Source organism: Shewanella sp. HL-SH8 (assembly GCF_051165765.1).
In the GTDB taxonomy this organism is placed as follows: domain Bacteria; phylum Pseudomonadota; class Gammaproteobacteria; order Enterobacterales; family Shewanellaceae; genus Shewanella; species Shewanella glacialimarina.
This window is the reverse complement of sequence record NZ_CP195039.1, coordinates 3553776-3578211: the sequence shown is the minus strand read 5'-3', so window position 1 is coordinate 3578211 and position 24436 is coordinate 3553776. Positions and strand designations below refer to the sequence as shown.

Sequence of the window (24436 nt, the reverse complement as noted above, 5' to 3'; positions counted from 1 at the left end):
TGATTATTAATGAACCTGATTAAAGGTAAAGTAGATGGAATTTAAATTACGCACCTCGTTTGTCGCCATGGTGGCAGGTGTTAGCTTGTTGCTTACCGGTTGTGCTGCTACTTCGGGTTCAAATGGGGATGTTGCGATAGGGCAAATTATTGTCGCCCCAGTTATGCCAGATTATAAATTAGAAGTGACTTTGGCCAAGTTGAATGAAATTTTGGCTAGTATGGAACTGACCAACGATCAGCGTGCACGTTTTCATTATGATCGCGGTGTTATTTACGACAGTGTTGGATTACGCCTACTCGGACGTATTGATTTCCACCAGGCACTTAAGCTACAACCAAATTTAGCTGATGCCTATAACTTCTTAGGTATTTACTATACCCAAGAAGGTGAATTTGAAAGTGCATATGAGGCTTTTGATGGCGTATTAGAACTCGCCCCAGAATACGACTATGCATACCTTAATCGCGGTATCGCATTATTCTATGGTGAACGCTACGAGCTTGCAGTAAAAGATATGATGACTTTCTATCAACGTGATCCAAATGATGGTTATCGCTCTTTATGGCTATACCTCATGTCATCACAAATTGATGCGAAGGCTGCACTAGTTACGTTAGGTACTCAGCGCGGGCAACTTGAAGATAAAGCTTGGTCAAGTGTATTAGTCGACTACTACTTAGGCAAACTAACCAAGAAACAATTATTTGCTGCCGCTAAAGTGGGTTTAAATCAACCTAAAGAATATGCAGAGCGTTTATGCGAAGCGTACTTTTATTTAGGTAAACGGGCAGAAGAGTTAGGACTGTACCAAGAAGCGGCAAATTATTACCGTCTCACCCTAGCAACTAATATTTATGATTTTGTTGAACATAGATACGCGCGTATCGAGTTAGCTAAAATAAAACACATCCTCGAACAGCCTCCTCAGTCCTAAAAGGCGCTTTGCCTAGCCAAGCTTACTGATAGGCGCTATAATTTGCGCCTTTTTTAGTATCAAGTGCAAAGGTTACCATGTCAGGCATAAATGTTGAGGTCGACAAACGTCGAACCTTCGCCATCATTTCCCACCCGGATGCGGGTAAGACAACAATTACTGAAAAAGTATTGTTATTCGGTCAAGCAATTCAAGTCGCGGGCACGGTTAAAGGCCGAGGCTCTAAGCAGCATGCTAAGTCGGACTGGATGGAGATGGAGCAAGAACGTGGTATTTCTATCACTACCTCTGTAATGCAGTTCCCCTATAGAGAATGCTTAGTCAATTTACTTGATACACCAGGTCATGAAGACTTCTCTGAAGATACTTATCGTACCTTAACCGCTGTTGACTCTTGTCTTATGGTTATTGATGCGGCTAAAGGTGTAGAGGATCGTACTCGTAAGTTAATGGAAGTGACTCGCTTGCGCGATACTCCCATTATCACTTTCATGAATAAATGCGACCGTGATATTCGCGATCCTATGGAAGTGATGGATGAAGTGGAAGAAGAGTTAAAAATTGCCTGTGCGCCTATTACTTGGCCAATTGGTTGTGGTAAGTCATTTAAAGGTGTTTACCATATTCATCGTCAAGAGGCTATTTTATATAAATCAGGCCTTGGTCACATGATCCAAGAAGTGCGTATTGTAAAAGGGATTGATAACCCAGAGCTTGATGAGGCCATTGGCAGTGAGTTAGCAGATCAATTACGTGATGAGCTTGAGTTAGTTGTCGGAGCATCACATGAGTTTGATTTAGATGCATTTTTAAAAGGCAAGTTATCGCCAGTATACTTTGGTACTGCGCTAGGTAATTTTGGCGTCGATCATATGCTTGATGGTTTGCTTGAGTGGGCACCAAAGCCTCAGTCACGCAATACTGAAGTGCGTGAAATTACCGCGAAAGATGAAAATTTTAGCGGTTTTATCTTTAAAATTCAGGCTAATATGGATCCAAAGCATCGCGACAGAGTTGCTTTTATGCGCGTAGTGTCAGGTAAATATGAAAAGGGCATGAAAATGCACCATGTTCGTATTGGTAAAGATGTGCGGATTTCAGATGCATTAACCTTTGTTGCTGGTGATCGCGAGCAAGTTGAAGAAGCCTACCCAGGTGATATTATTGGTTTGCATAATCATGGCACGATTCAAATAGGTGATACTTTTACCCAAGGTGAAAAATTTAAATTTACCGGTATTCCTAACTTTGCACCGGAAATGTTCCGTCGTATTCGTTTAAAAGACCCATTAAAACAAAAGCAGCTTTTAAAAGGTTTGGTGCAGCTTTCTGAAGAGGGTGCAGTGCAAGTCTTTAGACCAATAGACTCGAATGACTTAATTGTTGGTGCGGTTGGTGTGCTACAGTTTGAAGTGGTTGTAGGACGTTTAAAGAGTGAATATAACGTTGAAGCTATTTATGAAGGTATCAGTGTTTCTACAGCACGTTGGGTTTACTGTAAAGATGAGCGAAAGCTTGAAGAGTTCCGCCGTAAATGTAGTCCAAACCTTGCGTTAGATGGTGGTGATAATTTAACTTATATTGCGCCGACAAGGGTTAACCTTAATTTATCAATGGAACGCTATCCTGAAGTAGAGTTTGCGAAGACACGCGAAAACTAATCTATTTTAGGCTAGGCTAGGCTATAGTTAATGTTAAAAAGGCAGTAGTGACTGCCTTTTTTATTGCCTGTTTTTAGAGTCGATTCTATGTCCTTACCTATATTTGATACCCACGCACATCTTGATTTTGAAGTATTTGATCATGACCGTGATGAATTATTCAACCACATGCGAAACAAAAATATAACTAAAATACTCATACCGGGCGTGAGTCCTGAACTGTGGTTTAAGCAACTGGCTGTTGCTCAGCAATATCAATGTTATTTCTCACTAGGGATCCATCCCTGGTATCTTCCTGAGAATATTGATACTGCACTTGAAGAGCTAGAGCATCAAATTTATCTAAATCAAACTAACCCATTATTTGTTGCTATTGGTGAGTGTGGCTTAGATAAATTACGTCCAGAATTTGAGCAACAACAAGCGTTGTGTGAACAGCAATTACAGCTAGCAAAAAAGTACCAACTTCCCGTAATTCTGCATGCGGTAAAATGCCATGCTTTGTTAATTGAGTTGTTAACAAAAGCTGCGTTGACAAAAGGTGGCGTTATACACGGTTTTTATGGCAGCGTTGAGGTCGCAAAACAGTATCAAAAATTAGGTTTTAAATTAGGCATTGGTGGCTTGATATTAAACCCTAGGGCAAAAAAACTGCATAAAGTAGTAGCAGAATTATCTTTAGAATTATTTGTCATTGAGACTGATTCACCGAGTATGTCACCCGAAAATCAGCTTGATAAACGCAATACACCGCTCATTTTACCCTTGATTATTGAAAAAATAGCTTTTTTGCGTCAAATTTCAACTGTTCCTATATTAGAACAGCTTAATAGAAATTCTTTGCAACTATTTGAGCTTTAGTTACTTTTTTTGAAACGAGGCCTGTTTACCGCAATTGTCTTGCGTAAATATCTGAAACTAAACTTTAAAAGTTTGATCAAAACGACGCTTTTCCTCAATTGCTCGGTTATAATCTGTCTTGGAAATAAGGTGAGTTAACAACATTAATAAGAAGTGTTAACAATTAAAAAGGGTGATGTTTAATGGATATAGTTATGAGTCTAGTAGGGGTGGTCACCCTACTTGTGATAGGTTTCTTACTATCTACAAATAAAAAAGCTATTAACGTACGTACCGTAGGTGGCGCTTTATTAATTCAAGCGTTTTTTGCAGGTTTCGTATTATATGTGCCAATTGGTCAACAAGTATTAGGTGGTGTTTCAACTGCCGTTGCTGATGTAATTGGTTATTCTCAAGCAGGTATCAACTTTCTATTTGGCGGTTTAGGTACTGACGCTATGTTTGGTAATGGCGTAGGCTTCGTATTCGCCGTTCGCGTATTACCTGTTATTATCTTTTTCTCTTCTTTAATCGCTGTTCTTTACTATCTAGGCATTATGCAGATAGTAATTAAGTTCATCGGTGGTGGATTACAAAAAGCACTTGGTACAAGCCGCACAGAGTCTATGTCTGCTACAGCAAACATCTTTGTTGGTCAAACTGAAGCGCCTTTAGTTGTACGTCCTTTCATTCCAACAATGACTAACTCTGAGTTATTCGCAATCATGGTAGGCGGCTTAGCCTCTATCGCTGGTGCGGTACTTGCTGGTTATGCTGGTATGGGCGTTAAAATTGAGTACTTAGTAGCAGCATCATTTATGGCGGCTCCTGGTGGCTTAATGATGGCTAAACTAATGCACCCAGAAACTGAAGCAACTAATAATGACATGACTGACTTACCAGAAGATACTGATAAGCCAGCAAACGTTATTGATGCGGCTGCATCAGGTGCCGCTTCAGGTATGCACTTAGCACTTAACGTTGGTGCAATGCTTTTAGCCTTTGTTGGTCTAATTGCAATGGTTAACGGCATGCTTGGTGGTATCGGTGGCTGGTTCGGTTTCGAAGGTTTATCACTAGAACTTATCCTTGGTTACATCTTTATGCCGTTAGCATTCCTTATCGGTGTGCCTTGGTCTGAGGCTATGGTTGCAGGTTCGTTCATTGGTCAAAAAATCGTTGTTAACGAATTTGTGGCTTACTTGAACTTTGCTCCTTATCTTAAAGATATTGCTGATGGTGGTATCTTGGTTGAAGCTACAGGTCAAGCAATGACAGACCGTACTAAAGCGATTATTTCTTTCGCACTGTGTGGTTTTGCTAACCTATCGTCAATTGCGATTCTGCTAGGTGGTTTAGGTGCTATGGCTCCTACTCGTCGCCATGACTTAGCTAAGTTAGGCGTACGTGCGGTTATCGCTGCATCATTAGCTAACTTAATGAGTGCAACACTTGCTGGTTTATTCCTAGCACTGTAGTAAAAGATATTCCTTTACTACAAGGGCTTTACCTACTCTAGTGAGTAAAGCCCTGTATTTAAGATTACATAATCATAATGATTGGCGTTAATCCACCGGTTTCCAGATAGCGAAGTGGTAATGAGTGACAGGTGCATATTTTCATATTAACACCGCAAAATCATTCATTTTCGAATGCGACACAAAAGTAACTGTTAGTGAGATGTTGTGAGTAAGTCGCGACATTGTTCACAAAAAAGAATTTAGTATTCGTTTTTATACCGGTTAAATATTGTGATTTACAACAATAGCGGTAAAATACGAAAGCTTAAAACAAAAGCTGTCCTAGAAGGCGGCAAATTATGATAAATGGGGTTGATGATGAAAAACTTTAAAACTTTAGCTTTAGCAGCAACAACTATGGCAGCAATGGCTGCACCTGCACTAGCTGCTGACCGTGGTGAAGATATTCGTTCTGGCGATTACAGTTGGATGCAGTTCAATGCTATGTACTCTTTTGATGAGTTACCAAGCACTGGCGAAAGTGGTCACGATTATCTAGAAATGGAATTCGGCGGCCGTGCTGGCGTTGTTGACCTATACGGTTATGTTGATGTTTTCAACTTAGCGACTGGTGACTCAGGTGATAAAGCGACTGGTTCAGGCGCTAGCAAAATGTTCATGAAGTTCAATCCACGTTTCTCACTAGATGCTATTACTGGTAAAGACCTTTCTTTTGGTCCAGTTCAAGAGGTCTACTTCTCTACTCTATTTAACTGGGGTGGTGGAGTTGTCGGTGAAGATGTAAACGCATCTTTCTGGGGTATCGGTGCTGATGTTATGGTTCCATGGTTAGGTAAAACTGGCATGAACTTATACGCACACTATGACATGAACGGTAAAGATTGGAATGGTTACCAGTTCTCTGCTAACTGGTTCAAGCCTTTCAAATTCTTTGATAACAAAAGCTTCATAGCTTTCCAAGGTTATGTTGATTATCAATTTGGTGCTGATGACGAGTATGGTAATGAGTTTGTTCCTATGAGCTCTAGCGGTGGTGCTGCATATTTCGGTATTCACTGGCATTCAGACAACTATGCTTTAGGCTATGGTCTTAAAGGTTACAAAGATGTATACCTTCTTGAAGACGGCGCAGGTATTGTTGGCTTAGATACAACTGGTTGGGGTCACTACCTAACAGCTACTTACAAGTTCTAATACTTTGTAAGACATTGGAGCCACAAAATTTGTGGCTCCTCTATAGTTTTTAAAAATTAATACTTAATTAAATGCATTATTAAAAATGCCGTTAATTAAGCATTAAGCACAACGCGCTAAAATGGATTTTTCGCGGAAAATGATAAAATAAGTCATTAATTTATTTTGCCTTTTCCGGTCTTCAAGGATTCAAGTCGTGGTACTCGTTATCAGATTGAATACTTAGGTTAGTAAATCATATTAGTTTACTGGCAACACGTGAAGACTCGGCCATAGCTGTAATCATATAAGCTGTAATCTGTTTAGCTATATCCTAGTTAGCTATGATCATATGCCACTTTACTTTGTTGCCCTGACAAAAATTATCTACTGATTTTTCTTTATGGAGAACAAACATGACTGATTTAAAAAAAGCTGCGCAACTTGGTATCTCATTAATGGATTTAACCACGTTAAATGATGATGATACTGATCAAAAAGTTATCGACTTATGCCATAAGGCCAAAACTGCTGCAGGTAATACCGCTGCAATTTGTATTTATCCTCGCTTTATTCCTATTGCACGTAAAACCTTAAATGATCTTGATTGTGAAGACATTAAAATCGCGACAGTGACTAACTTCCCACATGGTAACGATGATATTGCAATTGCAGTATTAGAAACTCGTGCAGCAGTTGCTTACGGTGCTGATGAAGTCGATGTGGTATTTCCATATCGCGCATTAATGGCAGGGGATGAAACCGTCGGTTTTGAGCTAGTTAAAGCCTGTAAAGAAGCCTGTGGTGATGATGCTATTCTTAAGGTTATTATTGAATCGGGTGAGCTTAAAGATCCCGCATTAATTCGCAAAGCATCAGAGCTATCAATTGATGCAGGTGCTGACTTTATTAAAACCTCTACCGGTAAAGTGCCGGTTAATGCCACGCTAGAAGCGGCTGAAATTATGCTAACCGTGATCAGCGAAAAGAACCGTAAAGTTGGGTTTAAGCCCGCCGGTGGCGTAAAAGATGCAGCTAAAACAGCAGAGTTTTTAGCTGTTGCGGCCCGTATTTTAGGTGAAGACTGGATCAGCCCAAGTACTTTCCGTTTTGGTGCATCAAGCCTGTTGACGAGCTTATTGCATACTTTAGAGTTTGCTGACGCACCAGCACCGACTCAAGGTTACTAATTTAAATCAATGTTATAGCTAAGGTTTATTGCCTTTAGTGTTAATAAACCTATAGCTATAGATATTTTTGGCGATCCAAATCTAGCAGCCTGTGGATTGCCTAGATGGAGGCTATATTATGTTCCTCGCACAAGAAATTATCCGCAAAAAACGTAATGGTGAAGTCCTTTCCACCGCAGAAATTCAATTCTTTGTTAACGGTATAACAACTAATACGGTATCAGAAGGCCAGATTGCCGCCTTTGGCATGGCAGTTTACTTTAAAGATATGAGTATGGACGAACGTATTGCATTAACGATTGCAATGCGTGATTCAGGCACAGTGTTAAATTGGGACTCATTAGGACTAAACGGTCCTATTATTGACAAGCACAGCACTGGCGGTGTTGGTGATGTTATTAGTTTAATGCTTGGCCCTATGGCTGCAGCTTGCGGCGGTTATGTGCCCATGATTTCCGGGCGTGGTTTAGGCCATACCGGTGGGACATTAGACAAGTTTGATGCGATTCCTGGTTACCAAACTGAGCCATCTAGCGAATTGTTCCGTAAAGTAGTTAAAGATGCTGGCGTAGCGATTATTGGCCAGACGGGTGATTTAGTACCCGCCGATAAACGTTTTTATTCCATCCGTGATAACACAGCTACTGTTGAGTCTATTTCACTGATCACTGCATCAATTTTATCTAAAAAATTGGCCGCAGGACTCAATGCACTGGCTATGGATGTCAAAGTGGGTAGTGGCGCATTTATGCCAACTTACGAAGCATCTGAAGAGCTAGCTCGCAGTATTACCGCTGTTGCAAATGGTGCGGGCACTAAGACCACTGCATTATTAACTGATATGAATCAAGTCTTAGCTTCGTGTGCAGGTAATGCTGTTGAAGTACGTGAAGCAATACAGTTCTTAACTGGTCAATACCGCAACCCACGTTTGTATGCGGTGACTATGGGCTTATGTGCTGAAATGCTGATTTTGGGCGGTATTGCACAAAATGAAGTTGAAGCGCGTATTAAACTAAATACTGTATTAGATAATGGTAAAGCAGCTGAAGCCTTTGCTAAAATGATTGCTGGTTTAGGTGGGCCAACTGACTTTGTTGAGGCGTATGATAAGTATTTACCCCATGCCAAAATTATTCGTCCTGTGTATGCCAATACTAGTGGTTTTGCTTACAAAATGGATACTAGAGAGCTTGGCTTAGCGGTTGTTACTTTAGGCGGCGGTCGTCGTAAACCTGGCGATGCGCTTGATTACAGTGTCGGATTAACTCAAGTTTGTGCATTAGGTCAAGCCGTTAACAAAGATGTTCCGTTAGCGATGATCCATGCGCAATCTGAAGAGGCATTTTCAGAAGCTGCGGCAGCAATTCAACAGGCCATAGTGATTGGCGATAGTGCGCCAGAAAAGACGCCTGAAATTTATCGCTATATTCGCGCTTCAGATTTATAAAGGAAAACACAATGAAACGTACTTTTATCTTAATGTTAGATTCATTTGGTCTTGGTGCTGCAACCGATGCTGATAAGTTTGGTGATGTTGGCTCTGATACTTTTGGTCATATTGCCCAAGCCTGTGCAGAAGGTAAAGCAGATATAGGCCGCAAAGGACCACTAGTTTTACCTAACTTGGCTAAATTAGGCCTAGGCCATGCAGGCTTTGAAAGCACGGGTAAGTTTGCTGATGGCTTTAACGCTGATGTTGAAGTGATTGGTGCCTATGGCCATGCCGATGAGTTAAGTTCAGGTAAGGACACGCCCAGTGGTCACTGGGAAATGGCGGGTGTACCTGTATTGTATGAGTGGGGATACTTTAGCGATTTAACTAATTCATTCCCAAAAGAGTTAACCGACAAAATTCTAAAACGTGCTGGTCTAGAAGGGTTCTTAGGTAATTGCCATGCTTCGGGCACTACCATTCTTGAAGAGTTAGGCGAAGAGCACATGAAAACGGGCATGCCTATTTTCTACACGTCAGCAGACTCTGTTTTTCAAATTGCATGTCATGAAGAAAGCTTCGGTTTAGAAAACCTCTACAAGCTGTGTAAAATTACCCGTGAAGAGTTAGAGCCGTATAATATTGGACGTGTTATTGCACGCCCATTTGTTGGGACTGGTGCGGCTGATTTTGCTCGTACCGGTAACCGCCATGATTATGCCGTATTACCACCAGCGCCAACCGTATTAGATAAGCTTAAAGATGCCGGTGGTGAAGTGGTCAGTATTGGTAAAATTGCTGATATTTACGCCCATAGTGGTATTACTCAGCAGTTTAAAGCGACAGGTCTTGAAGAGCTATTTGATGAAACGCTAACGCAAATTAAACGTGCTGGCGATAACACCATAGTGTTTACCAACTTTGTCGATTTTGACTCTCATTATGGCCACCGTCGTGATACAGCAGGTTATGCTAAAGCATTAGAATATTTCGATACCCGTTTACCTGAATTATTTGCGATTTTACAGCCAGATGATTTAGTGGTATTTACCGCAGATCATGGTTGCGATCCTACTTGGGTTGGTACTGAGCATACTCGTGAGCGTGTACCTGTATTAGCTTATGGTGCAGGTTTAGCCGCTGGTTCATTAGGTCGTCGTCAGTCTTTTGCTGATATTGGTCAGTCGATTGCAAGCTATTTTAAGCTAGAACCTATGGATTATGGCCAATCTTTTATAGATTAGTCACATTTTCGAACGACGGTTCTATATAAAACTTAATAGCTTTGCTAAACTATCAACAAGATTAAGCAATACAAAATAAAATAGAAACATAGGGGTTATAACATGGCTACACCACATATTAATGCTGTTGAAGGTGCATTTGCTGAGACAGTGCTTTTCCCAGGCGATCCATTACGTGCAAAATACATTGCAGAGACATTTTTAGAAAATGTTGAGCAAGTAACCGATGTACGTAACATGCTTGGTTTTACGGGTACTTATAAAGGTAAGCGTATTTCTGTAATGGGTTCAGGAATGGGTATTCCATCTTGTTCTATCTATGCACATGAGCTGATTAAAGAATACGGTGTTAAAAACTTAATCCGTGTTGGGACATGTGGTGCTATTAGCACTGATGTAAAAGTACGTGATGTGATTATTGGTATGGGTGCATGTACTGATTCACAAGCTAACCGTTTACGTTTCAAAAACCAAGATTTTGCAGCAATTGCGGACTACAGCTTACTAAGCGCTGTAGTTGATTCTGCCAAAGCACACGGCACTAAAATTCAAGTGGGCAACATTTTCTCTGCTGACTTATTCTATACACCCGATCCTGAAATGTTTGATGTTATGGAAAGAATGGGTGTATTAGGTGTCGAAATGGAAGCCGCTGGTTTATATGGTGTTGCCCATGAATTAGGCGCTAAGGCACTATGTGTTGTCACTGTATCAGACCACATCCGTACTGGTGAGAAAACCACTTCTGATGAACGTCAAACGACTTTCAATGACATGATAGTGATGACTTTGGATGCTGCATTAACACTTTAGTTTTAATAGCATACCAATAAAAATGGGCGCATTAAGCGCCCATTTTTTATTTTATATTTACATCATTTTATTAACTTTTATCTTCCGGCTCATCTTTAGAGGCGAGATGTTTTTTAAATTGTTTAATACGTGTTTTTCGACGATCAAAGTCAGCGCGCTTAAACGATAATGCGCGTGATAACAAGAAACCAATAAAACTGGCCACAAGTAGCATCCACTTCAATAGTTCCATATTCTCTTGATGCAAATATTTAATTTCATCAAAAAATTTGCTCAGGTCTAATCTTACTTCCACATAGCCAAGGTTATTGTCTTGTTGCATCACATTTTCAATTAATGGTGGATAATTGGCTAATAGTTGACGTAATGCTTCTGAATCAGGTGCTAAATCATCGGTAGTCACTGATTGGGCAAAAGCGAGTCTGACTCCTTGAGAGTTATAAATATTAACCGACATTACTTTAGGGTCTGACGCTAAAGTCGATGTCAGCCATCGTAGTTGTTCATCATTTTGTAAAAACATAGCCGGAGCTGCACCGTTTGCCGCCTGTTGCGCAAGGGTTCTCGCCATAAGTTGAGTCTGTGAACTCAACAGTTTTTGACCGTTTTTCAAGCTGCTTTGCCAAAGATTGATTAGGCCTAATACTAAGCCTATGGCAACAATAACCTGAATGATCCTGCTAATTTTTTGTCTTTTCTTGAGACCGTTAACAAAAATCACTTTAATCCTCAGTCATTTTTCTATTTAATGAAACGCTTAGTAGGCGCCTGATTGCCATATTTTTGATGGCTTGGTGGTGTGGAAATTATATTAATCTAAAAACTCATCAGTAGATAGTTGTAATCAAAGAGGTCTGATCCATGCACCGCAGAAGTCTAGCATCCGCCAATGCACTTAATAAGCGTACCCCAAGTAACAGAGGTGTCAGTATTCTATCTTGGTTATTAACATCAACTACCACTGAGTATTGGCACAATGACCTATTATGCCAACGCTATGAAGAGGCGCAGTATCATAGTGATATCGCTTCTTTAAGTCATGAACGTGTTAGAGTGATATTTGAATCATCGGCTCAATCACACATTGATGCATGGCTTGCTGAACTGCCGTTTCTTGCGTATTTTAGCGTACTTGAACGCGAAAATGATCTTATCGGTATAGAAATTTCAGCCAGTAAGTCTTTTACTGAAATGAAGTCGGCTTTTAATATTAGTGTGACTCAGCATAGTTTAGCGGCTGAATTATTATTGATCACTGAGCCATTACCTTTGCTGAACCAGCGCGGATTGCTAGTGATGGATATGGATTCAACGGCGATTCAGATAGAGTGTATTGATGAACTAGCTGTGTTAGCTGGAGTGGGTGATGAAGTGGCCGAAGTCACCGCTAGTGCGATGCGAGGTGAATTAGATTTTGAACAAAGCTTACGATTACGAGTAAGCAAACTCGCTAATGCAGATGCAACTATCATTGATACACTATGCAAAAATTTACCATTGATGCCCGGCTTAACCGCCTCTTTAGCAGAGTTACAAGCTAACCAATGGAAAGTGGTTGTCGCCTCTGGTGGATTTATGCCATTTGTGAATCATTTAATGTATCTGTTAAAGTTAGATGCAGCCTTTGCTAATGAACTGGTTATTGAGGATGGCAAACTGACCGGTCATGTATCGGGTGATGTAGTCGATGCGCAATATAAGGCGACTGTTATTGGTAAGTGTGCTCAAAAGTGGCAAATTGAAACAGGACAAGTAGTGGCTATCGGTGACGGTGCTAATGATATCCCGATGATCCAAGCCGCTGACTTAGGAATTGCGTTCCATGGTAAGCCTAAGTTAATCAATGCGGCCAATTTAGCGGTAAATAAATTAGATTTACGTGCTTTGGTTTTTTGTTTACAAGCCTCATAAGCATTACGCTGCTGTTGTTACTCAAAACAGCGCAGTTGTATTATTTAGGATGTTTGCTCTATTTTAGTTGATATTGATGGCAGTTATGGTTAAGTATGGTCTTACTCACTCAATACCAATAGCTGCCATTTTGATATCACCCACTCAACAGTCTTTGTTTATTCCTTATCGACAGGGGCAATTACATCTACGTTATATTCCAGCTCAAACTTCGCATAAGCGTCTCACACCTATTTTAATGCTGCATGGTGCTATGTCTAACGGTCGAGTCTTTTATAGTGACTCAGGGCGTGGTTTAGGCTGTTTTATGGCGCAGCAAGGGTTTGATGTTTATGTGCTAGATACAGCAGGAAGGGGTAAAAGTACTCCCTTGATTGATAAGCAATATGAATTAGGCCAAGGGGAGGTTATTAGAGAGCAGTTACCTTTGGTGCAATCATTTATTTTAAAACGTCATCCTATGACATCAAAAGTACATTGGAGCGCACATTCCTGGGGGGGAGTGTTAATGGCAAGTAGTTTAGCTCGGTTTGTGGATTTACAGACGAGTGTCGCCTCACTGTTAACTTTTGGTAGTAAACGTACCATCAAAATTAAGTCATTACGAAAATGGATAATGGTAGATCTTTTCTGGAACCGGTTCGCCCCTTTTTGTGTATCTAGGCAAGGCTTTTTCGATGCTAACCGTTATCGATTTGGTATGGATAATGAAAGCCATCAATCACTACTCCAGAGTATTGATTGGGTTAGGGGGAGTGGATAGACCATGATGACCAGTTTAATTACGCACTTGCTGCAAAAAGTGCAAACTGGCCTAGTACGTGGTTTATTGCCGGAGAAAATGACACTGTATTAGGTAACCCATCGGATGTGCAAGATATGATGGCAGAGTGCGGTTTGCAGCAAGCAAAATATACCTTACTTGCTAAAAAAAATGGCTACCTAAATGATTATGGCCATGCGGATATGTTGACTCACAAACAAGCCAACGATGACCACTTTATGCAGATTAAAAAGTGGTATCTTGAGCTGAGTGACTGACGATGCTAAAGCTTATTTTATTATGATCCATTAGGATGCGGCTAAGTTCTTGTTGTTTTGCACAGTACTCAGTTTAGGGAAACGTAATTTTACTTCTGTCGTGATGTCTAGAAATTCGCCAATACCAATAACTTTCCAGAGCTGTTCTTCAAGCTGCTTGGCTTTATGATTTGCATGGATAGTAATATATTCTAATTCACGACGAATATAGCTCATATCTGGTTTATCTGCTGCCCCCAAATATACCCTTAACGCCATAAATCTACCTAAACGTTGGCTTTGTTCTATAAAAGATTGTTGATCTACGACACTGATTTCTGTCGCAACTTTGCAATTTAGATTGATTGTGCCACGAGCGTGTCGAGTTATTTGAATGAATACTTCAAAAAAGCGCATATCATCAGCGGCTTTCATTGTTTTAATTGGATCTATAATTTGACTTTTTAGTACCCCATCTGCCATGAGCGGTGTCAGGTTGTATTGCATTATTTGATCTGTATCTTGAGAGAATAAATGGCTTATCTCATCTACTTTGGTGCCAATGCCGATGGCTGAAAGGGAGAATGATTTACTCTGTTTTTCAATAAAATATGGCACGCTAACTAGCTCACGCATCATCAAATTTTTCATTCCATCAGCCAGCTCTTTTTGTTCACCATCTTTATCGGACAGTTGAGTTAACTTTGCTTTGTTGTGATTGATCAGTTTATTTAAAAATTCAACGCCGATATGTGGCGAGTGACCAATTAATGCACTTAAATGAAGTATGCTGCCTTTTGAGCGCGTTCTAATAAGTTGGTATGGTAATGCGCTCAAGTCAATCTGAATTGCTTTGGCCTGTAAGCTAGGCAAGCTAAGACTAACCGATGCTGGTGAGTTAAAATCGAATGCTTCCGCTAAGGTTACTTGCAAGCCTCGGCTAGAAATATCATGGGTTATTCCAGAAGCAATTTTATTACCTTGTTTGATGTGAACTAATGTTTTAAAAGCGAATCTTGATTCATGGCGCCGCTCTGTAAATGGCATTGATATTCTTTTAATGCTATTGACATTTATTTTACGTTGCGCAAAGGTTTTTAGTTGGTTTACATCTTGGTTATTGAACCAAGCTTGATATTGGCTATTTACACTCGAGTTTGTGATATCACAAACTTGAATAATATGACTAAAACTGGCTAACTGTTGTTCTGTTAATGCTGAATATTGTGCATCATCGCCCGGAAGTGTAGAGGTTTTATAATTCAGTTTATGATCCACTTTTTGGCTAACTAATTTATAGACCCGCCAACTAGACTTTTTTGAACCAAAACCTAAGAATAATCCCAAGTGTTCGCTTTGTTGCAGTTCAAATAATGTCGCTGAATAAAAGTGCACTTTTTCGTTGGCTATATGTGTAAAACAAAACATCAGTTGATGTTCAGTAATATCCGGTGACTTTAATAAATGCACTATGCGGTTATTAGTTAACATCCCTGGCAGCTGGTTAATATCATCCTCATTTTGAAAAAAATGCAGTAATGGCTGATTACCGCGACCAAGCAGGGCATGGGTGATATGAGGCTTACCTTCTTTAATCGAAATGTACACAGGTAAATGAGGTTGCAAGGGTAAGTAATGACGCTCGAATCCTAAACCTGTAGCATTAACAATGACATCGTTAACATCGACTTTGTAGCGAAATTTATAACTATTAATTAATTGAGTAATAACCTTATCTAGTTCTTCACTGCTACCAATTCGTTTTAGGCGAAATATGGCGCTGTCATCTTTATTTTGGATATCAACAATAGCGTAATCAACACCTTGCTGTAAGTCTTCAAAGTAAAACTCTTCATTAAGTTCAAGCAACTTAACCCTAAGTGGTCTCTCAGGTTGAAAGTTATGTTTTAATGGGAGTTTTATTCTGGCGCCGCCAACGGATAAGTCCAGGGTAGCCCCTAATACTTCAGCGGATCCAGATTGTGACACAGCAATTTTAATGCTGTAGTTCATTCGCTCTTCACTACGATTAAAATAACTGCCTAAAACAATACCTGGTACCATAAAAGGTGAGGCATTTAGGCTTGGCTCATTAGTGCTGCCTTCTTGTTTAAGCTGTTTACGTTTTTGGTGAGCTTTAATGACTTTTTCATACACACCTAAGGTGTATTTGTTTCGATAAATAGGTAACGCTTCTTCAAGGGCTTCTTTTGACGGCGCATCTAAAAAGTGTCGTTGGTTACCAATGAAAACTTCTTCACAGGCCAGTTCGGTTTTATCACGTAAGTCTATTACGCGAGTACACAGGGCTGATATGCGGTTTAGCTCCATTTTAAGTAAAAAGCGGGTAGAATTTGATTCATCAGCCGTAAGGCTTTCGAACAGTTCCTGAAAATCAGGTTCCATTAATAAGGGCTTTAATTGTTCTATAAGTGCGCTGTGGTTGTCTAGGCTCATCTTCTATTATCGTTTTTAATGCTTATTGTGAGTCTGGCTGTTAATCTTATCGGCATGAAAAGACATTGCTTTATCAATAGTATGGGTCTGAAGTTAATCTTAACCCTATTTGAGATAAATGATAAAGTTTACAGAACAATTAGTGTCTATGATTTGATATATCTTGGACTGAAAAGAGTTCTTCCTCAACTTTTTAATTTACTAACTGAGCATTATGGCAAAGAATAAAACAGCATATGTGTGCAATGAATGTGGTCAAGATTTTCCGCGTTGGCAAGGGCAGTGTAATGCCTGTCAGGAATGGAACACGATCACAGAGGTTCGTTTGGGCGCAAGCAGTGCTACGCGTACCCATCAGTTTAGTGGTTATGCCGGTTCCACCAGTAAAGAAGTACAGACGCTCGATCAAATAGATTTAAATGAGTTACCTCGTATTGCCAGTACGTTTGGTGAGTTAGATCGGGTTCTTGGTGGCGGTATTGTTCCTGGTAGCGCGATACTCATTGGTGGCCATCCTGGCGCTGGTAAAAGTACGCTGTTACTGCAAGCCTTGTGTCAATTAGCGCAAATTATGCCCGCCTTGTACGTCACGGGAGAAGAGTCTTTACAACAAGTGGCTATGCGCGCCCATCGTCTAGGGTTACCGACTCAAAATCTGCGTATGCTGTCTGAAACCAGTGTTGAAGCTATTTGTGATGTTGCGATACAAATAAAGCCTAAAGTGATTGTGATTGATTCTATTCAAGTGATGCATATGAGCGATATTCAATCTTCGCCAGGAAGTGTGTCTCAGGTTCGTGAGTCAGCTTCATATTTGACCCGATTTGCAAAACAGCATGGTATAGCGGTCATTATGGTTGGCCATGTCACCAAAGATGGCAGTTTAGCTGGCCCGAAGGTATTAGAACATTGTATTGACTGCTCGGTGATGTTTGAAGGTGATAGTGATAGTCGTTACCGTACTTTACGTTCACATAAAAATCGATTCGGTGCAATTAATGAGTTGGGTGTTTTTGCGATGACGGAACGTGGCTTAAAAGAAGTGGCCAATCCCTCCGCAATATTTTTATCCCGTGGCGATGAAGCATCATCGGGATCATTAGTTATGGTGGTATGGGAAGGTACGCGTCCATTGCTGGTGGAGTTGCAGGTTCTGGTCGACAGTTCAGCCATGTCTAACCCTCGTCGAGTCGCGGTGGGGATGGATGCCAATCGTTTAGCCATGCTACTGGCAGTGATGCACCGCCATGGTGGGTTGCAGATGTCTGATCAAGATGTGTTTGTGAACGTTGTAGGTGGTGTGAAAGTAACTGAAACCAGTGCCGATTTAACGTTATTATTGGCGATGGTATCGAGTTTTCGCGGTCAGGTTTTACCAACTGATTTAGTTGTTTTTGGTGAAGTTGGCTTATCAGGGGAAATTAGACCTGTGCCTAATGGCCAAGAACGTTTAATTGAAGCAGCTAAACATGGTTTTAAACGTGCGATAGTACCTAAAGCTAATATGCCCAAAAAACCACCAGCGGGAATGGAGATTATTGGGGTGAACAAATTAACTGAAGCTTTAAACGCACTCTAGTTGTGCGTTTTCAGCGTTAAATTTAACGGTTATTTATTCTTCGGGTTGGATAAGCATTTCCAACTCTCGATTAAGCAGCTCAGCATCACCTAAATTAAGTTCAATAATACGGCGCAAGTGACTAATACTTTCAACATCGATATGTAAACAGCGTAAGCCTAAATGCTTGCTAGTTTTATGTACAATTTTTGTGTTCATGACTAACTGAATATCTGAATCAGGTAATACAAACTCTAATGTTATATCACTATTTTTTGTACCGCTGAATGTGTCAGGGATTTCGACCAAAGCACCATTAAGGCTTAAATCTAGAATCGTTGTACGCCAGGTAGACTCAGCCTGAGCAAGATAAGCATTAGCATCAAATAGAATTCTCGAAAATTTGCGTCTCTCGTCCATTAGTCTGTCCTTTAATTTATAGGATTAGTGTTGTATTGATTGCTATAGATTAGCATACGATATAAGCACACATAAAACACCCAGATTCAATTTATTTGTTTCGTCATTATTTCTTCGGGTAATTCAATTGTAAATATAGCGCCTTGTTCTGGAGCCGTGCTCAAGGTGACTTTGCCTTTTAAAACCTGATTAACTAAGTTATATAGAATGTTCATTCCCAGGCCGCTTCCACCCTGGCCACGTTTAGTGGTGAAAAAGGGGGTGAAAATCTTCTGCTTAATTTCATCTGACATACCGCATCCATCATCTTTATAAATAATTTTAAGCCCGTTAGGTTCTCGCGTTACGGTTAAAGTCAGTTGGCCGATTTTATTATCAGGGTAAGCATGAATTATCGAATTATTTAATAAGTTGCTGATAATTTGATACAGTACGCCCGGCTGACTGTGTAATGAAATATCTTCAGGGCACTGGTAATCATATTGGTGTTTAGTACGGGATAATAATGGGTGCAGTGACACAAATATTTCATCTAAATATTGTTTCAGATTAAAGTCTCTTACTTCTTCATGCGATTGATCCACCGCAACTTTTTTGAAACTTTGTATTAATTTGGTTGCTCTATTTAAATTAGATAGCATCAGTCTTGCACAATCAGCAACTTCAGTTTGATATAGTTCAAAATCTTCGTGTGAAACATCGCCAGATTGATATTTTTTATTGAACTCCTCGACCCTGTCCGAAAGGTGCGATGTCGCTGTCACACTAATACCGATTGGAGTATTCATTTCGTGAGTAATACTTGCGACGAGTCCACCTAACGTGGCCATTTTTTCCTTATCAATGAGCTCATTTTGAGTGAGTTTAAGCTCTTCAGTGCGAGACTTTACTCTATCTTCAAGCTCAATGTTGAGCAGCTTTAGTGCTTCTTCAGTTTCTTTCAACGACTGAATATTCTTTATTGTACCCGTTATTCTGTTTGGTTTTCCTTGATTATTTCTCTCTATCACTTGACCTCTATTAAGTACCCAAAGCCATTTTTCATCAGGTGTTTTTGCTCTATAAGCCAGTTCAAATTTATTTTCCTCTAAGTTTAAGCAAGAGGTCATAATATTAATTACATGGGGTAAGTCATCATGGTGAACGCACTGTTGTAGGGTGTCCATTAAACTGATTTCGTGTTCAGGATATTGTAAAAAAGTATTAGTACGAGTTGCGGTTTTATTGCGAATATCCCAGTCCCAAAACTCATCACCACTGCCCCATAATGCGAGCTGTAATCGCTGCTCGCTTTTAGCAACTTGCTCCATCATAAAGACTTTAATGCGATATTTGCGAGTTTGTAACCAGCTAAACAATCCGATGATGGCAATAAAAAACAAGCAATAAAGTAAATATGCCCACCATGTTTGCCAGGGTGGGGGCATAATATGAATGTCCAAGGTTCTTATCTGGCTAAACTGATTATTGTGATTTTTAGCTCTGACTTGAAATTGGTACTTACCCGGTGATAAACCAGAAAAATGGGCAATATGACTGTTTAAGTCATCAAACCATTGCTGATGTAGTCCTAGCATCCTATATTCATATTTAATCTGTTGGGCTTGATGTAAATTATTACTGTGAAAACGAAATGAAAATAATGTGTCTAGATAACTCAACTGAATATTATCGGCATAACTGACATCCAGCGATTGATTAAACCGTGTGTCATCTTGTAGACGCTGCAATTTATTTAATAAGTAAAACTCGTCGATAATGGGCGTTTTAGGTTCTGGTGTGACGGGTAAATCAGAGGGGGTAATGATGTTAAACCCATTTATGCCACCTAAATAAACACGATTATTATCATCAACAAAGCCTGCACCGAAATTAAACTCATTATTCTGAAGCCCATCCACATCAGTATAATTACGTATTGTATGATCTTTGCTATTAAGAACGCTAAGCCCTTCAGATGTACCGACCCAGAGTTGATCCGATTTATCTTTAACCATAAGGTAAGCGATATTGTCGATTAAACCATTTTGCTTATTAAATAGTTGCACCGCCTTTGTTTCAGGTATAAAAGAGAAAACCCCATCACTGGAAGAGATCCACAACCTATCTTTTATCCAATACGCATTAAATAAATGTTTGCTAGGAAATTGATCGACAGTGTTTGGCGCATATTGGGTAAATTCTCCCTCTACAGACATATGAATTAACCCTGCACCATAAGTCAATATCCAGTACCCGCCTTGCTGAGCAGGTAAAATCTTACTTATCTCATTACTCGCAAGGCTGTCCGGTAAATTGGGATCATGAGACCAGGATTTAAAACCAGGTGTAGTGGGTATAAATAAACTTAGCCCTGCATCTTTTGTCGTAACCCAAGCTTGCTTAGTGTCATCGAATAAAATGCTATATAGATGGTTACTTGCTATTGCCAGAGGGTTATCTGGCTGAGCTACATATTGGTTAATTTCCTTGGTTTTAATATCCATGATATATAAACCATTGCCGCGCGTACCAATCCAAAGCTGTTGTTTATCATCTTGTGTTATAAAACTAATAAAGCTTTTACTATCAAATTGTGGGTGGATAAAAAGTGAGAAGCCAGTAATGTTTCTTTGAGTATCTTCAGCTGCAATGAATAACCCTTGGGCAGTCCCTATCCAAAGGACGTTTTGTTTATCTCGATAAATAGTTCTAATATCGTTATCAGAGATATTGTTTTCAAAGAATGCATATTGATTGATAGTATTGAAAGCTTGGCTATTTAGATCTGTTTTACTTAAACCAGCCCCTCTTGTGCCAATCCATAGTTGGTGTTCGTCGTCTATCCACAGCCTGGTAATTAAATCACTACTGACACTACGAGTATTGCTTGCTGAATGAGAAAAATGTTCAAATTGATGTGTGTCTGGCTGATACCAAGCTACACCAGCTTGTTGAAAGCCAATCCAAAGTTTACCATCGATATCTAAAGCTAAGTCATTGATATTGTCTTGCTGAACGGTATCGGGAAAAAATAACTGGTGCGAAGTGGTGGTTGGCGATGTTAACCCTTGAGAAAAATCTAGCTGCAATAATTCACTATTACTGGTTGCTACCCAAATGTTATTATCGTCTCCATTTGCAATGCGAGTAATATATTTTGTTTGCTTAGATTGTTGAGATATCGTGGTTAATTTTTTTTGTTCAGGTAAGTAAAGTTGTAGGCCTTGATTGTGATAAACCCATAAACGCGATGATTTATCTAAAAATAGGCCGTGAATATTGTCATCTAATAAACCTTTGTCGCCGATATTTAAGTGTTCAATAACCACATTTTGTGTAGCAGAAAAAATATAAATTCCGTTATTAGTAGCAATCCAAATATTACCTTCACTATCTTCACTTAGGTCGTTAATTCCGCTAGAGGGTAATCCAAATTTAGGCGCGTTGTAATGCTCAAAACGTTTGGTTTTTGGTTTGAATTTATTTAAACCATCATTGACGGTGGACAGCCAAAGCTCTCCTTTTTTACTGTAATACAAATGACTAATATGATTGCCTGATGGGCCATATTGATCTTCTTTTAAGTAAATCTTTATTTCTTTACCATTGTAACGATTCAAACCAGCCTGTGTCGCTATCCATAAATAACCATCTTGATCCGTAATGACATCATTAACAGTGTTCATGGATAAGCCATGCTCGGCTCCAATCGTGTCAAATAGCACCACAGCCTGAGTAAGATGAGGAGCAAAAAAGAATATACTCAAAAAAGTATAGTAGCTTAGTAGGCGTTTTTTTCTCACACAGTTGATCCTTACACTTTTTTACTTTAATAATTATCTTAAGTGTTAAATTTAAGTGTAGAACTAAATTAATAAAATGCGAGTTAAGTACTGGCGTTGACAAAAAAGGAACCCGAAGGTTCCTTTTTATTTGTTAACTAATTTGAAGTTAATTCATTGCTGCTAACTAATTGAAGCTAACCAATTACTGTTAACCAATAATACTATCATCCGGGTCTACGATGGGTGAGTTTGGCATAATCCGCACGGATTTAATCATATTATCTGATACTTCGATGACTTCTATATGATAATCAGCTAAGCGCAAACTAGTTTTAGCCGCAGGGATATCCTCAAGATACTCGACAATTAACCCATTGAGTGTTTTGGGGCCATCGATAGGGAAATCCCATTTCATCTCTTTATTTAAATCACGAATGTTAATAGTTGCATCTATTAAAAAGCTTCCATCCTGTTGGATGTTAATATCTTCGCTTGGTGTCGTCATCATTGATGTGGTGAAGTCGCCGACTATCTCTTCTAAAATATCTTCAAGCGTAACAAGCCCTTGGATGTCACCATACTCATCAACAACCAGCCCTATGCGTTCTTTATTTTGTTGAAAATTTGCTAACTGCACGTTTAGCGGTGTGCCTTCAGGAATAAAGTACAGCTCTTTTACCGCACGTAATAAGGAAGACTTACTAAATTGCTCTTTTGATTGTAGACGAAGAGCATCACGTAAATGGATAAACCCAACCGAATCATCAATTGTGTCTCGATATACTAATACACGAGTATGTGGGCTTTGGATAACAAGCTTATTAATGAGCTTAAAATCATCATTCATATTGATAGCGTAAATATCGGAACGCGCAATCATAATGTCTTCTACTGTGACTTTTTCTAAATCTAATATCGACAATAACATTTCTTGGTGACGCTGGGGAATAAGCGCACCAGCTTCGTGAACAACGGTACGTAACTCTTCTTGGCTTAATGCATCATTGGTTTTGACTGTTTTAATCCCCAATAAACGCAGGAAACCGGTAGTAATAATGTTAAGCCCTTTTACTAACGGCAGCATAATAATCAATAGCCATTTCAGAATAATGCTTGATGGAAAGGCGATTCTTTCTGGGTGTAATGCAGCATAGGTCTTGGGGGTGACTTCTGCAAAAATCAAAATGACGACAGTCAGTACGCCGGTAGTGATAGCAATGCTGGCAGCTTCATCAATATTATATTGGCTAAGTACGCGCATACCGATTATGGTTGCAATTGAAGAGGCGAGGATATTTACTAAGTTATTGCCGATAAGAATAAGCCCAATTAATCGGTCTGGCCTATCAAGTAGCTTTAGCGCTCGCTGTGCTGGTTTGTTACCACTACCAGCCAAATGCCGTAAACGATAACGGTTAAGCGTCATCATGGCGGTTTCTGAACCAGAAAAGTATGCAGAAATCAAAATCAATACTACAAGAAAAATTAACAGTGCGCTGGTAGATATAGCGTCCAAGGAAGGGGGCTCCGTTATGGTATGTAGGCCGTTGTTGACGACCAGAATAGATATATTTAACCAGCATTATTAACCACTGACGAAAAGAGTCAAGTTATAGAGGCTTATAATATTAGTAAAGTAAAAGACAACATGCAGAGTGAACAACTTCATTTCGTTGAAAATCCCCGCTTTTTAACGGTTATGACGACTTTCATAGTCATAACCGAAGTGGTAATTAATTAATAATCAATTCTTTAACAATACGGGCACCAAAATAGCCTAATGAAAGTAGTCCTGCACCAGATAAACTGTAAACCACAGCAGTGCGGATACGACAGCCTATTGTGTAGTGTTGCCACAACATAGTGCCATATACAGCCCAGGCAGCCATAGACAGGATAGCTTTGTGGCCTTTACCATCAACAAACATATCTTCTAAAAACACAAACCCAGTCACTAGTGACAAGCTTAATAAAATAAAGCCAATCACAATAAGGTGATATAACTGGCGCTCTACGGTCATAAGCGGTGGCATAGCAGTGCTCATGATCATTTTCTTATTTTTAAGCTTATTTTGAATAATCCACAATTGCAGTGCATAAAGTGCTGCAATCATTAATGCACTGTATGCCATAAGCGATAATACAACATGCGCAAGAATTTCCGGGTGCAGTTCAAAATGAGTAATATATTGAGGAGGTAGTAGCCATAGCAAAGCTACCGAGATGATTGAACAGGCATAAATTACCGGCAACACGACAATCACTTTTAGCCGCGGTAAGGTAACGGTAAAGGTAAATGCGATGATCCAGTTCACCATTGATATGACATTGGTTAAGCTGAAGTTTTGCCCATCAAGTGTAAAAATTGAATGAGATAAAGCAAAACCATGCATTACCACACCCAGAGCAGATATCATCATAAGAAGTTTGCGATTGGGACCATCAGCATGAAATAGCCGGCTAGTGGCAAGAATCAATGCAATACAATAAAAAAACATAGCCGAAGCAGAAAAAATAACCATCTGATTT

Annotated in this window: 17 protein-coding genes and 1 pseudogene; 12 read left to right on the top strand and 6 right to left on the bottom strand. The window is 39.7% G+C overall.

The window, feature by feature from the left end:
* The first annotated feature begins 34 nt into the window (after nucleotides 1–34).
* The 9 genes from nlpI (at nucleotide 35) to deoD (ending at nucleotide 10774) form a co-directional block, all read left to right on the top strand.
* Nucleotides 35–937 (top strand): lipoprotein NlpI, encoded by a 903-nt coding sequence (nlpI, locus tag ACRWQN_RS15715; protein ID WP_434931368.1) that lies wholly within the window; start codon nucleotides 35–37, stop codon nucleotides 935–937.
* 77 nt (nucleotides 938–1014) lie between these two features.
* Complete coding sequence (gene prfC / locus ACRWQN_RS15710) at nucleotides 1015–2598, top strand: peptide chain release factor 3 (protein WP_434926884.1); 1584 nt, start codon at nucleotides 1015–1017, stop codon at nucleotides 2596–2598.
* Between the two features lie 99 nt (nucleotides 2599–2697).
* A complete protein-coding gene (locus ACRWQN_RS15705; RefSeq protein WP_434931976.1) occupies nucleotides 2698–3459 on the top strand; it encodes a TatD family hydrolase in 762 nt (253 codons plus the stop codon).
* A gap of 182 nt (nucleotides 3460–3641) precedes the next feature.
* A complete protein-coding gene (locus ACRWQN_RS15700; RefSeq protein WP_434926883.1) occupies nucleotides 3642–4916 on the top strand; it encodes a NupC/NupG family nucleoside CNT transporter in 1275 nt (424 codons plus the stop codon).
* A 360-nt stretch (nucleotides 4917–5276) separates the two neighbouring features.
* Nucleotides 5277–6113 carry an outer membrane protein OmpK gene (locus tag ACRWQN_RS15695; RefSeq protein WP_434926882.1) on the top strand — a complete coding sequence of 279 codons (837 nt, stop codon included), beginning with the start codon at nucleotides 5277–5279 and terminating at the stop codon, nucleotides 6111–6113.
* 395 nt (nucleotides 6114–6508) lie between these two features.
* Complete coding sequence (gene deoC / locus ACRWQN_RS15690) at nucleotides 6509–7282, top strand: deoxyribose-phosphate aldolase (RefSeq protein ID WP_434938782.1); 774 nt, start codon at nucleotides 6509–6511, stop codon at nucleotides 7280–7282.
* A 118-nt stretch (nucleotides 7283–7400) separates the two neighbouring features.
* The gene (gene deoA / locus ACRWQN_RS15685) at nucleotides 7401–8732 is read left to right on the top strand and encodes a thymidine phosphorylase (protein ID WP_434938780.1); all 1332 of its coding nucleotides are present in this window, start codon (nucleotides 7401–7403) and stop codon (nucleotides 8730–8732) included.
* A gap of 11 nt (nucleotides 8733–8743) precedes the next feature.
* On the top strand, nucleotides 8744–9961 hold the full coding sequence (locus tag ACRWQN_RS15680) for a phosphopentomutase (protein ID WP_434926879.1): 1218 nt from the start codon (nucleotides 8744–8746) through the stop codon (nucleotides 9959–9961).
* A gap of 102 nt (nucleotides 9962–10063) precedes the next feature.
* On the top strand, nucleotides 10064–10774 hold the full coding sequence (gene deoD, locus ACRWQN_RS15675) for a purine-nucleoside phosphorylase (protein WP_226413944.1): 711 nt from the start codon (nucleotides 10064–10066) through the stop codon (nucleotides 10772–10774).
* A gap of 70 nt (nucleotides 10775–10844) precedes the next feature.
* Here the strand turns inward: deoD and ACRWQN_RS15670 are convergent, their stop codons facing one another.
* Entirely contained in the window at nucleotides 10845–11495 is a 651-nt protein-coding gene (locus ACRWQN_RS15670) for a YtjB family periplasmic protein (protein WP_226413946.1), read from the bottom strand.
* Between the two features lie 140 nt (nucleotides 11496–11635).
* Here ACRWQN_RS15670 and serB point away from each other — a divergent pair, with 140 nt between their 5' ends.
* Entirely contained in the window at nucleotides 11636–12685 is a 1050-nt protein-coding gene (serB, locus tag ACRWQN_RS15665; RefSeq protein ID WP_434938778.1) for a phosphoserine phosphatase SerB, read from the top strand.
* A gap of 85 nt (nucleotides 12686–12770) precedes the next feature.
* A pseudogene (locus tag ACRWQN_RS15660) lies at nucleotides 12771–13726 on the top strand (alpha/beta fold hydrolase).
* 30 nt (nucleotides 13727–13756) lie between these two features.
* Here the strand turns inward: ACRWQN_RS15660 and ACRWQN_RS15655 are convergent.
* Complete coding sequence (locus ACRWQN_RS15655; RefSeq protein ID WP_434938776.1) at nucleotides 13757–16162, bottom strand: PilZ domain-containing protein; 2406 nt, start codon at nucleotides 16160–16162, stop codon at nucleotides 13757–13759.
* Between the two features lie 214 nt (nucleotides 16163–16376).
* Between ACRWQN_RS15655 and radA the strand changes: the two genes are divergently transcribed.
* Complete coding sequence (gene radA, locus ACRWQN_RS15650) at nucleotides 16377–17741, top strand: DNA repair protein RadA (protein ID WP_434938774.1); 1365 nt, start codon at nucleotides 16377–16379, stop codon at nucleotides 17739–17741.
* A 33-nt stretch (nucleotides 17742–17774) separates the two neighbouring features.
* Here radA and ACRWQN_RS15645 read toward each other — a convergent pair whose 3' ends face one another.
* The 4 genes from ACRWQN_RS15645 to ACRWQN_RS15630 all read right to left on the bottom strand — a co-directional run bounded on the left by ACRWQN_RS15645 (nucleotide 17775) and on the right by ACRWQN_RS15630 (nucleotide 24429).
* Nucleotides 17775–18140, bottom strand: a complete 366-nt coding sequence (locus ACRWQN_RS15645; protein WP_434931375.1) for a PilZ domain-containing protein — start codon at nucleotides 18138–18140, stop codon at nucleotides 17775–17777.
* Between the two features lie 86 nt (nucleotides 18141–18226).
* Entirely contained in the window at nucleotides 18227–21808 is a 3582-nt protein-coding gene (locus ACRWQN_RS15640) for a two-component regulator propeller domain-containing protein (protein WP_434938772.1), read from the bottom strand.
* Nucleotides 21809–22115: 307 nt separating this feature from the next.
* Nucleotides 22116–23423 (bottom strand): HlyC/CorC family transporter, encoded by a 1308-nt coding sequence (locus ACRWQN_RS15635; RefSeq protein ID WP_434938770.1) that lies wholly within the window; start codon nucleotides 23421–23423, stop codon nucleotides 22116–22118.
* 217 nt (nucleotides 23424–23640) lie between these two features.
* Nucleotides 23641–24429 carry a cytochrome C assembly family protein gene (locus ACRWQN_RS15630; RefSeq protein WP_434931379.1) on the bottom strand — a complete coding sequence of 263 codons (789 nt, stop codon included), beginning with the start codon at nucleotides 24427–24429 and terminating at the stop codon, nucleotides 23641–23643.
* Between the last annotated feature and the right edge of the window lie 7 nt (nucleotides 24430–24436).